A 12,830-nucleotide genomic window follows, 5' to 3' on the forward strand; every position below is an offset into this window, starting at 1 on the left:
AACGCGGGACACGCGCGACCAGAACGGGGGACTCGCGGGCAGCTAAGGCCCGCCGCGCGCGAGTTCCCCGTTACGGACGTGCGAGTTCCCCGTTTCGGGCTACCGAGTTGCCCGTTTCGGTAGGCGGATGCCGCGCCCGGGCTCCCGGCGAGCACGGCGGCGGCGCGCGGTGCGGAGTGTTGCCGAGTGCGCAATTCGCGGTCCTGAACGTGCAATTCGCGTGCCCGAGCGTGTAACTCGCCTGCCTGAACGTGTAACTCGCGGGCGTTGAACGCCGGTGGGGTATGGCGGCCTGCCCGCCGCCATACCCCACCGTGACCAGAATGGCTCAGGTGTACCAGGTGGGTTCGGGAAGCTCGCCGAGGAGCGCGAAGCGGCCGACTTCGCGGCGTTTGTAGGCGACCGGGTCGTGCAGCGAATGGGTGCGGAGGTTGCGCCAGAAGATGTCCAGGCCCACCTTGTTCGAGGTGGCCCGGGCGCCGGTCACCTCGAAGATCTTGGTGCCGATTTCCAGGCCGGTGTCGATCGCGCGCTGCTTGGCGGCGGCGATCCGGACGGCGGCGTGGCCGCGTGCCTCGGGGGTGAGGTTCTCCCGGGGAGCGTGCAACAGCGCGGAGAGCTCCGCGCCCGCCGAGTTCGCCAGTTCTTCGGCGGCCCACAGTTTCGACTGGAGATCGCCGTAGGCGTCGAGGATGTACCACTCGTCGGCGGCGCTCTCCTTGTTGTCGCCGCCGTAGGGCCAGGGCCGGGTGCGGTCCCGGGTGTAGGCGGTCGCCGTCTCCAGCGCCGAACGGGCGATGCCGAGGTAGAAGTTGGCGAACACGAGCTGGATGGTCGGCAGGTTCAGCGTCGAGTAGGTGCGCTCGACGAATTCCTTGTCCACGTAGCCGGCCGCGTCCGACCAGTCGACCCGGACGTTGTTGACGCTGACGCTGCCCGATTCGGTGAGCCGCTGGCCGAGGTTGTCCCAGTCGTCGTGGAAGACGATGCCCTCCTGCTGGGACGGCACGATCGCGAAGATGTGCTTCCCGGTGCCGTCGAGCACACCTTCCAGCACGGTCAGATCGGAAACCTTCGACCCGGTGGAGAAGCTCTTCCGTCCATTGTAGACAATCTGGTCGCCCTCGTCGGCGATCACCAGGTCGTTGTCCCGCGGATTCACCGCACCACCGAAGAAGAAGGTGTTCTTCGTGTACAGCTCCTCGACCGCGGCGATCTGCGCTTCGGTGCCCACCAGGCGGGCCGCCCACGCCCAGAGGTAGTGGTAGCCGAGCAGTTGGCCGATCGAGCCGTCACCGGCGGCGACCTCGCGGATGACCCGGTACGCGGTTTCCCAGCGCTGCCCGGCGCCGCCGTGCTCGACCGGCCCGAGCAGGGTCACCAGCCCGGCGTCCTTGAGCAGGCGCACCTCGGCCAGCGGGGTGGCGCCCGCGCGGTCGCGCTCCACCGCGTCCCGGCGCAGAATCGCGGCCACTTCGGCGGCCCGTTCGATCCACTGCTCGGCGTTGTGCGGCAACGGTTTGTCGGACCACGCCGATGTGGTCGCGGTTTCCTGGACTGTGGTCACGAGGTCTCCCTGAACTGGAAAAGTGGTTGTCGGGTGGAGAATCCCGGCCGGGGAAACGCACTTCGGATGAAACCGCGCGGGCGACCTGGGGTCAACGCGGGTCCAGGCGATGGGAAATAGGCAGGCCGCGTCAGTCCAGTGCCGCGCGCTGGGCGCGGGGCAGTGCCGCGACGATGAGATCGTAGGAATCCTCGATCAGATCCCGCACCAGCTCGTCCGGGAGCGAACCGTCGAGCAGCACGGTGTTCCAGTGCCGCTTGTTCAACCGGTAGCCCGGTTCGATCGCGGGATAGGCGGCGCGCAACTGCTCCGCGAGTTCGGGATCGCATTTGAGGCTCACCCGCAGCGGCTCCTGCCGGAGCGAACTGATCGCGAACACCTTCCCCGCGACCTTGAACACCGAGCGCTCGGGGTACCGGGGGAAGGGGAACTCCTCGCGGGCGCCTCGCCGGGCGAGGCAGGCCGCCCGGAGCTCGTCCGGTGTCACCCGGTCAGGTGGCCGGGGCCCAGGCGTGTTCGACCGCCGCCGCGCGGGCCTTGCGCCGGAGCCCGGCGAGGCTGTGCTTGGCGGGCACGAGCAGCGCGGTCAGCCAGTTGCGCCGGTATTCCTCCAGGGCCACGGCCACGGGTCGATGCCGGACACAGTGCACAAGCCCCGGCGTACCGAGCCGGTGCCTCCCGACGTGCTTGCTGGCTGGCATCGTTCCTCCGTCTGGCCGCCTTCCCGCCGCGCACGGTATGCGATGAGGACGCTAAGTCGAGTTAAGCTCCCGGCGTGTCACCCATAAAGGTTGAGTAACACGTCACGATGATCTTGCAAAACGCCACGAGTTATGACCCGCGCCGCCGCCCGCGCCCGGTCGATCTTCGGCTGGTTGAATGCACCCATGCTGCGTGTGGGGCTGACCGGAGGCATCGGGGCGGGTAAGTCGACGGTCGCGTCGCGGCTGGCCGAGCACGGCGCCGTGCTGATCGACGCCGACCGGATCGCCCGTGAAGTGGTCGAACCCGGCACCGAAGGGCTGGCCGAGGTGGTCGCGGCCTTCGGGGAGGACGTCCTCACCCCCGAGGGCGCGCTCGACCGGGCGGCGCTCGCGGCCCGGGCGTTCGCCGACGAGGAGTCCCGGCGCCGGTTGAACGCGATCGTGCACCCGCGGGTCGGCGCCCGCACCGCCGAGCTGATGGCGCAGGCCGCGCCGGACGCGATCGTCGTGCACGACCTCCCCCTGCTGGTCGAAGGCGGCCTCGCGCCGCACTACCACCTGGTGGTCGTGGTGGACGCCCCGGTGGACGTCCGGGTCGCCCGGCTGGTCGAGGCCCGCGGGATGGCCGAGGCGGACGCCCGCGCCCGCGTCGCGGCGCAGGCCACCGAGGAGCAGCGCCGCGCCGCCGCCGACGTGTGGCTGGACAACGGCGGCCCCGAGGACGTCGTGCTGTCCGCGGTCGACGCGCTGTGGGCCGACCGGCTGGTGCCGTTCGAGGCGAACGTCCGGCTGCGCCGCCCGCGGGCCCCGCGATCCGCGCTGATCTCGCCCTACGACGAGACCTGGCCCGCGCAGGCCGCCCGGGCGATCGCCCGCCTGCGGGCCGTGGCCGGGGACAAGGCGCTCCGGATCGACCACATCGGCTCGACCTCGGTGCCCGGCCTGCCCGCCAAGGACATCGTCGACCTCCAGCTCACCGTGGCCACCCTGGACGACGCGGACGCCCTCGCGGACGCCGTCTCCGATGCCGGGTTCCCCCGGGCGAGCGGGGAGTGGTGGGACGATCCGCAGGAAGAGGGCGCGCCGGTCTGGCCGAAGCGGTTCCACTTCGGCGGCGACCCCGGACGGCCGGTCAACCTGCACGTCCGGTCCACCGAGACCCCGGCCTGGCGGCTGGCCCTGCTCTTCCCGGAGTACCTGCGCGCCCATCCCGCCGCGCGCGACTCCTACGCCGAGGTCAAATGGCGGCTCGCGCGCGAGCACGCGGCGGACGGTTCGGTGGACGCCTACGCGAACGAGAAGCAGCACTGGGTGAACGCGATCTTCGACCAGGCCGAGGAGTGGGCCACCAAGACCGGCTGGTCGCCCAGCTGATCAGCGCCCGCCGAGCAGGCCGCGCTCGAAGGCGACGGCCACGGCGGCGGCGCGGTCCTTGACGCCGAGCTTGGCGTAGGCGTGCAGCAGGTGCGTTTTCACCGTGGCCTCGCTGATGAACAGCCGGGCCGCGGCCTCCTTGTTGGTGCAGCCCCGGGAGACCAGGCCGAGCACCTCGATCTCCCGCTGGCTCAACGGTTCCCGCACCGGGGCGCGCATCTGGCCGATGATCCGGCTGGCCACCGCGGGGGAGAGCACCGCCTCACCGCGCGCGGCGGCGCGGACCGCGCGGAACAGGTCCTCCCGGGGCGAATCCTTGAGCAGGTACCCGGTCGCCCCGGCCTCGATCGCGGGCAGCACGTCCGAATCGGTGTCGTAGGTGGTCAGCACCAGGACGCGCGCCGGATTGCCCAGCTTCGCCAGTTCGGTGATCGCGGTGACCCCGTCGGTGCCCGGCATCCGCAGGTCCATCAGCACCACGTCCGGGCGCAGCCGCTCGGCCAGCGTCACCGCCTCGGCGCCGTCGGCCGCCTCGCCCAGCACCTGGAAACCCGCGTCGCCGGTGAAGATGCCGCGCAGCCCGTCCCGCACGATCGGGTGGTCGTCGGCGATGAGCAGGGTGATCATCGTGTCTCGTCTCCCGCCGCCACGGCCGGCACGCTGGCGGAGATGGCGGTGCCCCCACCCGGCTCGGATTCGATGTCGAGGGTCCCGGCCAGGCGTTGCACCCGGTGCCGCATCCCGGTCAGGCCGAACCCGCCGCCCGGGTTCGAACCCGCCCGCGCGTTCGGATCGAAACCGGTCCCGTCGTCGCGGACGTCGAGTGTCACCTGATCCTCCATATAGGACAGTGTGATCCCGGCGCGGCTCGCGTGCGCGTGTTTGGCCACATTGGACAGTGCTTCCTGGGTGACGCGCAGCAGGGTCGCCTCGATCTCCGGGTGCAGCGGCCGCGCGGTGCCGGTCTCGGCGAACTCCACCGGCACCGCGCACCGATCGGACCAGCGCCGCGCCACCCCGCGCAGGGCGTCCGGCAGCCGGGCCGAATCCAGCGCCTCGGGCCGCAGCGCGTGCACCGAGCGCCGCGCCTCGGCCAGGTTCTCCCGGGCCAGCGCGGACGCGGTGGCCAGGTGCCGCCGCCGTTCCGCCGGATCGTCCGCGGCCTGTTCGGCGGCCGCGAGCTGGGTGACGATCCCGGTCAACCCCTGCGCCAGCGTGTCGTGGATCTCCCGGCTCAGCCGCTGCCGCTCGTCGAGGATCCCGGCCTCGCGGGCCTGCGCGAGCAGTTGCCGGTGCAGGCCCGCGTTCTCCCGCAGGGCCTCCTCCAGCTCCCGGTTGGCCCGCCGCCGCCCTTCGTTCTGCGCGACGAGTTGGTCGGCCATCACCGCACCGCCCCCGATCGCCAATGTCTGCACCACGATGACGACCAGCATCAGGTACGGCCGATCGGTGAACGCGGCCGGGATGCCGCCGAACGAGGTCACGTTGAGCGCGATCGACACCGCGGACAGGCCGGTCCACATCATCCACGTCGGATTCAGCCGGATGGCGTGCAGGAATCCGCCGACCAGGAAGACCACGAAGAGCTGATCCCGGGCGACGAGCGCGATCGCGATCGCCAGCAGACCCGCGAACGAGAACGCCTGCGCCCGCGCATCGTTCAGCCAGCGCGGCCCCGGCAGCGTGTCGGTCGCGAGCAGCCACGCGAACGCGACCCCGGCGAGCACGAGCGATCCGGCGCGGTGCTCGGCGGGGCGCGACGGTTCGAACAGGACGAGCGCGGTCGACACCGCGAGGAGCAGGTGCGGCGTCGCGATCTCCAACCGGAGGGCCCACGGTTCCCATGGGGAGGGATCCGTCGACGGCCAGAAGGCCGACCTCCTCCGCTCGCGCATGGCGTCATTATCTCCGGGTCATGCCCCGAGATCGCGCAGCCGCGGCCACAGCGACGACCACGGTTCGAGCCGCCCGGTGGCCAGCCAGATCGGCGTGCCCTGGGTGCTGTTGTCCACCCCGAGCCCGTTGTCGACCGTGCCCACCGGCCGCAGGTCCGCGAAGCGCCCGGCCAGCCGGGACGGATCCCGGCCGACGAAGAGCACGGCGTCGGTGTCGTCGCGGGGGCGGGTGAGGGTGAAGTAGCCGCGGTTGCCGCTGGCCGGTTCGGGCAGCCCCTTCGCCGGGCCGTAGTGGTCGATCGCGGAGGCCAGCCAGTACTTCTGGGTGATGATCGCGGTCCGGGCGCGTCGCGCCTCCGGCAGCCGGAGGTAGGCGGCCGCCACCGAATCCACCGATTCCGGCCAGCCGATTTCGGCGGCGGCGTAGACCGGCCTCGGCAGGTCCGGTCTGCCCGCGATCCAGGACGCCGGGTAGAGCGGCAGCGTCACCGGCAGCATCAGCAGCGAGAGCAGGTACACCGGCCAGGTCGGCACCCAGCGCCACCAGCGCGCCGGGCTTCCGCGTTCGATCTCGACCGCGGCCGCCGCCCAGCAGAAGGCGAACATCCCGGCCAGGTAGTAGTAGCGGCCGCTGACCGCGAGGAACACGGCGGCCAGGCCGAGCGTGGTCCAGCCGAGGAAGCGGTACGGCCGCAGCTCGGACGAGCGGAGCAGCCGCCACACGCCGTAGCACAGCAGGACCGCCCCGGCCAGGATGCCCGCGGTCCCGAGCGTGCCCGGGAGGAAGGTCAGCCTGCCGATCCAGCCCTGGGTTTCCTCGCTGGAGATCGCCTCGCCCATCTCCAGTTGCGGCCAGCCGTGGTTCGCCTGCCAGATCAGGGTGGGGACGGTCGCGGCCAGGGCGATCGCCGCGCCTGCCCAGAGCGCCGGGCGGCGCAGCAGGTCCCGCGGACCGAAGATCAGCAGGCAGACCCCGGCGACCAGCCAGAAACCCAGGATGAGGAACTTGACGTTGAGGGCAACCCCGGTGACCACCCCGGCCCAGATCAGCAGCCCGTCGGACCGGGTCCGGATCCAGCGCGCGAGCAGCCAGAGCAGCACGGTCCACAGGAACGGGTCGATGGTCGAGGTCGCGAGGTAGTGCCCGGTGCCGAGGAACTGGGCGCACACCGCGTACGCCCCGGCGGTGAGGAGTTGCGCCCGGCGGCGTCCGCCCAGTTCGCGGGCGATCATCGCGGCGAAGACCACGCCCGCGACCGTCACCAGGATCGCGGGCAGCCGCAGCACGGTCAGCGAGCCGGGGGCGAGCGTGTCCATCGCGCGGGCGAGCAGCGGGAGGACTGGGGGCTGGTCGGCATACCCCCAAGCAAGATGCCGACCAGCCGCCAGAAAATAGAGTTCGTCGCCGAAGTAGCCGTACCGGCCACTGAGGACGAACAGCAGCAGCCCGACCGCCCCGGCCACCGCGAAAACGGGGCCGCGAGCGAGAGCCGGAACTGAGACGTGCGCTCGCGCCGTTTGGTTCTCGGTGATCTTGATCGTGGCCATGATCACGACCACCGGAAGAATCGGGCCGCGAGGGAACCGCACACCGCGAGGCACACCCCGAGCGCGATCAGCTGCAGCAACCGCGGATCGTTCCCGGCCCACGCCGCGCGCAGCGAGTTCAGCGTCGCGCCGAGCGGCAGCACGTCGGCCACCCCCTGCAGGAACGCGGGCAGCTTCTCCTTCGGCACCCACACCCCGCCGAGCGCGAGCATCGGGAAGAACAGCACCGAGCCGACGCCCGCGGCGGTGCGCCCGGTCGACGCGAGCGCGGCGACCACCAGTCCGGTGGAGAACAGCGCGGCGGTGCCGAGCACGAGGGAGAGGAGGAAACCGGGCAGGTTCTCCGGTCCGGACATGCCCAGGGCCAGCATGCCGATGCCGAACACCAGCAGCACCACCGCGAACGCGGCGACGAGGTTGACCACGAGCTGGGCGGTGAGCACTCCGGTCGGCGACACCGGGCTCGCGGCGAGCCTGCGCAGCACGCCCTTCTCGCGGTAGGTGGCGATCGTGTTCGGCAGCGTGGTCAGCGCCATCATGGCGAGCACGAGCGTGATCGACATCGGCGCGATGAACGTGTCGAGGGCGGACTTCCCGCCGAACTCCGCGCTCGGTTCCCGGATCCCGGGCATCAGGCCGAACACCAGCAGCAGGCCCAGCGGAAGGCCGAACACGAGGATCGGGCCGCCCGGATCGCGCAGGAACAGCTTGGTTTCGACCGCCGTCATCTTGGCGAAGGCTGACAAGGGTTTCTCCTGGTTCTAGTCGAGTTTCCGGCCGGTGAGCGCGACGAACGCGTCGTCGAGGTTCGCCTGCTCGACCCGAAGCTCCCCGGCGATGACCTGCCTGCGGGCGAGCACCGAGGTGACGGCGTGCAGCACGTTCCCGGTGCCGGTGACGAGCACCTGCCCGCCGCGCCGCTCGACCGTGCGGACCTCGGGCAGGGCGGTGAAGACCTCGTCGGGGACCGGGGCCGACGGGCGGAACCGGATCCGCTGCTCGTCGTTCACCCGCGCGACCAGGCCGGACGGGGTGTCGATGGCGACCACGCGACCGGCGTCGATCACCGCGATCCGGTCGCAGAGCCGTTCGGCCTCTTCCATGAAGTGAGTGACCAGCAGGATCGTCACCCCGCGATCGCGCACGCCTTCGATGAGTTCCCAGGTGTCGCGCCGAGCCTGCGGATCGAGGCCGGTGGTGAGCTCGTCGAGTACGGCGATCTCCGGGCTGCCGATCAGGGCGAGCGCGATGGACAGCCGCTGCTTCTGCCCGCCGGACAGCTTCCGGAACTTGGTGTCGCGTTTCTCGGTGAGGCCGAGTTCGGCGAGCAGCTTCTCCGGATCGGCGGGGCGGCGGTAGAAGGAGGCGTAGAGGTCGAGCGCCTCGGCGACCTTCAGCTTGTCCGGCAGCTCGCTCTCCTGCAGCTGCACGCCGAGCCGCTGCCGCAGTTCGGCGGTGTCCCGGCGCGGATCGAGGCCGAGCACCGAAACCGTGCCCTGGTCCGGGGTGCGCAGCCCTTCCAGGCATTCGACGGTGGTGGTCTTCCCGGCGCCGTTGGGGCCGAGGATCCCGAAGACCTCCCCGCGTTCCACGGTGAAGGACACGTCGTCCACCGCGACCTTGTCCCCGTATCTCTTGGCGAGGTGTGCGACCTCGATGACCGGCATCGCGAGATCCCCTTCTCGATCGGTGTTCCACTGGATCGAGAATCTCGTGTGCGGGGGTGGCCGCGGATCGTCTCGGCGGCCAGATCCGGGATCAACCGGCCGGTGGCGCGGATCCACCGATCGGTTGATGCGCTAGTGGCGGCGCCAGGTCAGTTCGATGTCCAGAGTGGACAGCCAGCGGCCCAGGTCGTAGCCGTGCGCGGCGAGCCCGTCGATCGCGGCGTAGGCGGTTTCCAGGGCGTGCTGGGCCCGTTTCGCCGACAGCAGGCCCGCTTCGGCGGCGGCGAGCAGCTCGTCGGTGTCGAGCACCTCGAGGCGGTGGCCGGTCTTCAGCACCAGATCGAGGTAGAGGTCGGTGGCCCGCCAGGCCGGGCCGTCCGATTCGATCTCCACCACGTCGAGGTAGAAGTCCTGGTCCCGCTCGTGGCCCGCGGAGAACCAGAAATCGGTGATCCGCAGGCCGAGTGCGGGGAGCAGCCACGATTCGAGGTAGTGGAACTGCGCGCGGCCCGGGGCGGGCCGGGCCAGGTAGAGGCCGAACGGCTCCACGCGGTACTCCTCGACCTCGCGCGCGATGCCCTTGGGGTCGACGTTGATCCGGGCGGCGAGGTCGAAGGTCTCGATCTTCGGGGCGTGCATACCGCCCATCTTGCCGTGATCGCGACGACGACCGCCTCCGCTCGCCGACCGACCGCTGTGACGGATGTGACTGCTGCGACTGTTGTGGCTGCGCCTGACGAGGCCCCGCCCCACCGGAGAGAAACTGTCGGTGGGGACGCCTACTCTGGGCATCGTGGCTTTTGCGACTGAACACCCCGTGCTGGCTCACTCCGAGTTCCGTCCGGTTTCCGAGGTGCCTCGGGCGGACGGCAAGTTCAAGGTGGTCAGCGACTACCAGCCCGCCGGTGACCAGCCGGCGGCGATCGACGACCTCGAACGCCGCATCAAGGCGGGGGAGAAGGACGTCGTCCTGCTGGGCGCCACCGGTACCGGCAAGTCCGCGACCACGGCCTGGCTGATCGAGCGCGTCCAGCGGCCGACGCTGGTGATGGCGCCGAACAAGACGCTCGCCGCCCAGCTGGCCAACGAGCTGCGCGAGTTCTTCCCGCACAACGCGGTCGAGTACTTCGTCAGCTACTACGACTACTACCAGCCCGAGGCGTACATCGCGCAGACCGACACCTACATCGAGAAGGACTCGTCGATCAACGACGACGTCGAGCGGCTGCGCCACTCCGCCACGATGAGCCTGCTCTCCCGGCGGGACGTCATCGTGGTCGCCTCGGTGTCCTGCATCTACGGCCTGGGCACGCCGCAGTCGTACCTGGACCGCTCGTCCCACCTCAAGGTCGGTGACGAGGTCGAGCGGGACGTCCTGCTGCGCGCGCTGGTGGACGTGCAGTACACGCGCAACGACATCGCGTTCTCCCGGGGCACCTTCCGGGTCCGCGGCGACACCGTGGAGATCATCCCGGCGTACGAGGAACTGGCCATCCGGGTCGAGTTCTTCGGCGACGAGGTCGACAAGCTGTACTACCTGCACCCGCTCACCGGCGACATCGTGCGCGAGGTCGACGAGGTCCGGATCTTCCCGGCCACGCACTACGTGGCGGGGCCGGAGCGGATGGAGAAGGCGATCCGCGGCATCGAGGCCGAACTGGAGGAGCGGCTCGCGGACCTGGAGAAGCAGGGCAAGCTGCTGGAGGCGCAGCGGCTGCGGATGCGCACCGCCTACGACATCGAGATGATCCGGCAGGTCGGCTTCTGCTCGGGCATCGAGAACTACTCGCGGCACATCGACGGGCGGCCCGCCGGTTCGGCCCCGGCCACCCTGATCGACTACTTCCCGGACGACTTCCTGCTGGTCATCGATGAGTCGCACCAGACCGTGCCGCAGATCGGCGGCATGTACGAGGGCGACATGTCCCGCAAGCGGAACCTGGTGGAGTTCGGCTTCCGGCTGCCGAGCGCGGTGGACAACCGGCCGCTGACCTGGGAGGAGTTCGCCGATCGGATCGGGCAGACGGTGTACCTCTCGGCGACCCCGGGGCCGTACGAGATGGGCCAGGCCGGTGGCGAGTTCGTCGAGCAGGTCATCCGGCCGACCGGCCTGGTCGACCCGAAGGTGGTCGTGAAGCCCACCGAGGGGCAGATCGACGACCTGGTGCACGAGATCCGCGAGCGGGCCGAGAAGGACGAGCGGGTGCTGGTCACCACGCTCACCAAGAAGATGGCCGAGGACCTCACCGACTACCTGCTCGAGCTCGGCATCCGGGTGCGCTACCTGCATTCCGAAGTGGACACCCTGCGCCGGGTCGAGCTGCTGCGGCAGCTGCGCGCGGGCGATTTCGACGTGCTGGTCGGCATCAACCTGCTGCGCGAGGGGCTCGACCTGCCCGAGGTGTCCCTGGTGGCCATCCTGGACGCGGACAAGGAGGGCTTCCTGCGCAGCGGCACCTCGCTGATCCAGACGATCGGCCGCGCCGCGCGGAACGTGTCCGGCGAGGTCCACATGTACGCGGACAAGATCACCGATTCGATGCAGCACGCGATCGACGAGACGGATCGCCGCCGCGCCAAGCAGATCGCCTACAACGAGGAGCGCGGGCTCGATCCGCAGCCGCTGCGCAAGAAGATCGCCGACATCCTGGACCGGGTGTACACCGAGGCCGAGGACTCCGGCGAGGTCGCCGTCGGCGGCTCGGGCCGCAACGCCTCGCGCGGCAAGAAGCCGGAACAGGGCGGCGGTGGCCGCAGCTCGGGTGTCCTGGTGGACAAGGACGTGAGCAAGATGCCGCGTGCCGAGCTGGCCGACCTCATCCAGCAGATGACCGACCAGATGATGCAGGCCGCCCGCGACCTGCAGTTCGAGCTCGCCGCCCGGCTGCGCGACGAGATCGCCGACCTGAAGAAGGAGCTGCGCGGCATGGACGCCGCCGGAGTGAAGTAACCCGATATAGTTACACCCTCTGACGGTAGACTTCTACCATGGCGATGAACATCAAAGACCCGGAGGCCGAGAGACTTGCCTCCGAGGTCGCCGCGTTGACTGGCGAGAGCAAGACCGCCGCCGTGCGCGAGGCGTTACGCGCAAGGCGCGATCAGCTGGTCGCCGAACGCGACGCTAAACGCAGAGGAGAGGAATTCGTACGATTCCTCGAGGAAGAGATCTGGCCGCATATTTCACCGGAGAACCGCGGAAAGCCGATTACCAAAGCGGAGCGTGAAGAGATTCTCGGCTACGGACCTGACGGCGTATGATTCTTGATACTTCCGCCATCGTGGCGTCGATTATGGGCGCGCCGTTGGCGAAGAAAATTGGTGAGCGAATGGGTTCGGCTCCGGCATGTCGAGTGGGAGCGCCCTCTCTGGTAGAGGCCACGCTGGTACTCGTGAACAAGGAGGGGGCGTCGGGAAAGCTGCTGCTCGACTCTTTCCTGCAACGCCGAAAGTTCGACATACTGTCCTTTGGCGATGCCCACTGGCGTGCCGCGCAGGATGCGTTTCGCCGTTACGGTAAAGGGAGGCACCCGGCGGCGCTGAACTTCGGCGACTGCCTCACCTATGCGACGGCGTGGGTGGCGGGTGAACCGTTGTTGTGTATCGGCAATGACTTCGCGCAGACCGATCTCGAGCTGGTTTCGCTGGAGGGGGAGTGAGCGCGGAGCGCTATTCGGCGTCGGCGTTGGCGTCGTTTTCCAGGAGGCCGAAGACATTGCCCTCGGTGTCCTGGCAGTAGGCGATCCAGCCGACACCGGGCACCGCGTTCCGCGGCTTGAGCACCTTGCCCCCGGCCTGTTCGACGTGGTGGGTGGCGAGATCGAGATCGGCGACGTCCATGGTGGCCTGGTACGCGTTGATCGCCGTGTTCTCCGCCGGGGCGGGCCCCTGCCGGGCCACCAGGCCGCCGTCGATGCCGGGGCCGTCGCCGGTGCTGATCAACCAGTACGGGTTCGCGTCCCAGCGCTCGAACGACCAGCCGAAGACCGTGGAATAGAAGGTGACCGCTCGTTCCGGGTCGCTCGCGTGGATCTCGAAGTGAATGGGTCGAGGCATGATCGCCTCCTCAAGGAAC

At 69.9% G+C, this 12,830-nt stretch carries 14 protein-coding genes; 4 read left to right on the forward strand and 10 right to left on the reverse strand.

The features are described 5' to 3' along the window. Positions 1-328: 328 nt before the first annotated feature. The 3 genes from FXO23_RS37345 to FXO23_RS37355 form a co-directional block, all read right to left on the reverse strand. Positions 329-1,516 (reverse strand): acyl-CoA dehydrogenase family protein, encoded by a 1,188-nt coding sequence (locus tag FXO23_RS37345; protein WP_158891319.1) that lies wholly within the window; start codon positions 1,514-1,516, stop codon positions 329-331. A gap of 181 nt (positions 1,517-1,697) precedes the next feature. Beyond that, entirely contained in the window at positions 1,698-2,054 is a 357-nt protein-coding gene (locus tag FXO23_RS37350; protein ID WP_158891202.1) for an MmcQ/YjbR family DNA-binding protein, read from the reverse strand. A gap of 4 nt (positions 2,055-2,058) precedes the next feature. After that, a complete protein-coding gene (locus FXO23_RS37355) occupies positions 2,059-2,268 on the reverse strand; it encodes a hypothetical protein (protein ID WP_158891204.1) in 210 nt (69 codons plus the stop codon). A gap of 186 nt (positions 2,269-2,454) precedes the next feature. On the opposite strand from FXO23_RS37355, the gene coaE reads away from it, so the two are divergent. Continuing rightward, entirely contained in the window at positions 2,455-3,645 is a 1,191-nt protein-coding gene (gene coaE / locus FXO23_RS37360; RefSeq protein WP_158891206.1) for a dephospho-CoA kinase, read from the forward strand. Here coaE and FXO23_RS37365 read toward each other — a convergent pair whose 3' ends face one another. The 6 genes from FXO23_RS37365 to FXO23_RS37390 form a co-directional block, all read right to left on the reverse strand. Beyond that, entirely contained in the window at positions 3,646-4,272 is a 627-nt protein-coding gene (locus tag FXO23_RS37365; protein ID WP_158891208.1) for a response regulator, read from the reverse strand. It lies immediately after the preceding gene. Then, positions 4,269-5,540, reverse strand: coding sequence for a sensor histidine kinase (locus FXO23_RS37370; RefSeq protein WP_158891210.1), 1,272 nt, complete (start codon positions 5,538-5,540; stop codon positions 4,269-4,271). The genes FXO23_RS37365 and FXO23_RS37370 overlap by 4 nt, the downstream gene beginning before the upstream one ends. An 18-nt stretch (positions 5,541-5,558) precedes the next feature. Beyond that, the gene (locus tag FXO23_RS37375) at positions 5,559-7,088 is read right to left on the reverse strand and encodes a glycosyltransferase family 39 protein (protein WP_158891212.1); all 1,530 of its coding nucleotides are present in this window, start codon (positions 7,086-7,088) and stop codon (positions 5,559-5,561) included. A 2-nt stretch (positions 7,089-7,090) separates the two neighbouring features. After that, positions 7,091-7,816: an ABC transporter permease gene (locus FXO23_RS37380; RefSeq protein ID WP_158891214.1), complete on the reverse strand. Its 726-nt coding sequence runs from the start codon at positions 7,814-7,816 to the stop codon at positions 7,091-7,093. Positions 7,817-7,849: 33 nt separating this feature from the next. Further along, entirely contained in the window at positions 7,850-8,755 is a 906-nt protein-coding gene (locus FXO23_RS37385; protein ID WP_158891216.1) for an ABC transporter ATP-binding protein, read from the reverse strand. A gap of 132 nt (positions 8,756-8,887) precedes the next feature. Further along, complete coding sequence (locus tag FXO23_RS37390; protein ID WP_158891218.1) at positions 8,888-9,403, reverse strand: ribonuclease FAU-1 family protein; 516 nt, start codon at positions 9,401-9,403, stop codon at positions 8,888-8,890. 145 nt (positions 9,404-9,548) lie between these two features. On the opposite strand from FXO23_RS37390, the gene uvrB reads away from it, so the two are divergent. The 3 genes from uvrB to FXO23_RS37405 are packed head-to-tail and all read left to right on the forward strand — an operon-like array spanning position 9,549 to position 12,414. Then, positions 9,549-11,705 carry an excinuclease ABC subunit UvrB gene (uvrB, locus tag FXO23_RS37395; protein WP_158891220.1) on the forward strand — a complete coding sequence of 719 codons (2,157 nt, stop codon included), beginning with the start codon at positions 9,549-9,551 and terminating at the stop codon, positions 11,703-11,705. 38 nt (positions 11,706-11,743) lie between these two features. Then, the gene (locus tag FXO23_RS37400) at positions 11,744-12,016 is read left to right on the forward strand and encodes a type II toxin-antitoxin system VapB family antitoxin (protein ID WP_158891222.1); all 273 of its coding nucleotides are present in this window, start codon (positions 11,744-11,746) and stop codon (positions 12,014-12,016) included. A gap of 32 nt (positions 12,017-12,048) precedes the next feature. Next, complete coding sequence (locus tag FXO23_RS37405) at positions 12,049-12,414, forward strand: type II toxin-antitoxin system VapC family toxin (protein WP_246258262.1); 366 nt, start codon at positions 12,049-12,051, stop codon at positions 12,412-12,414. Between the two features lie 10 nt (positions 12,415-12,424). Here FXO23_RS37405 and FXO23_RS37410 read toward each other — a convergent pair whose 3' ends face one another. Beyond that, entirely contained in the window at positions 12,425-12,811 is a 387-nt protein-coding gene (locus tag FXO23_RS37410) for a VOC family protein (protein ID WP_158891226.1), read from the reverse strand. Positions 12,812-12,830: the final 19 nt, after the last annotated feature.

Origin of the sequence: Amycolatopsis anabasis (genome assembly GCF_009765355.1) — a bacterium.
Taxonomy (GTDB): Bacteria; Actinomycetota; Actinomycetes; order Mycobacteriales; family Pseudonocardiaceae; genus Amycolatopsis; species Amycolatopsis anabasis.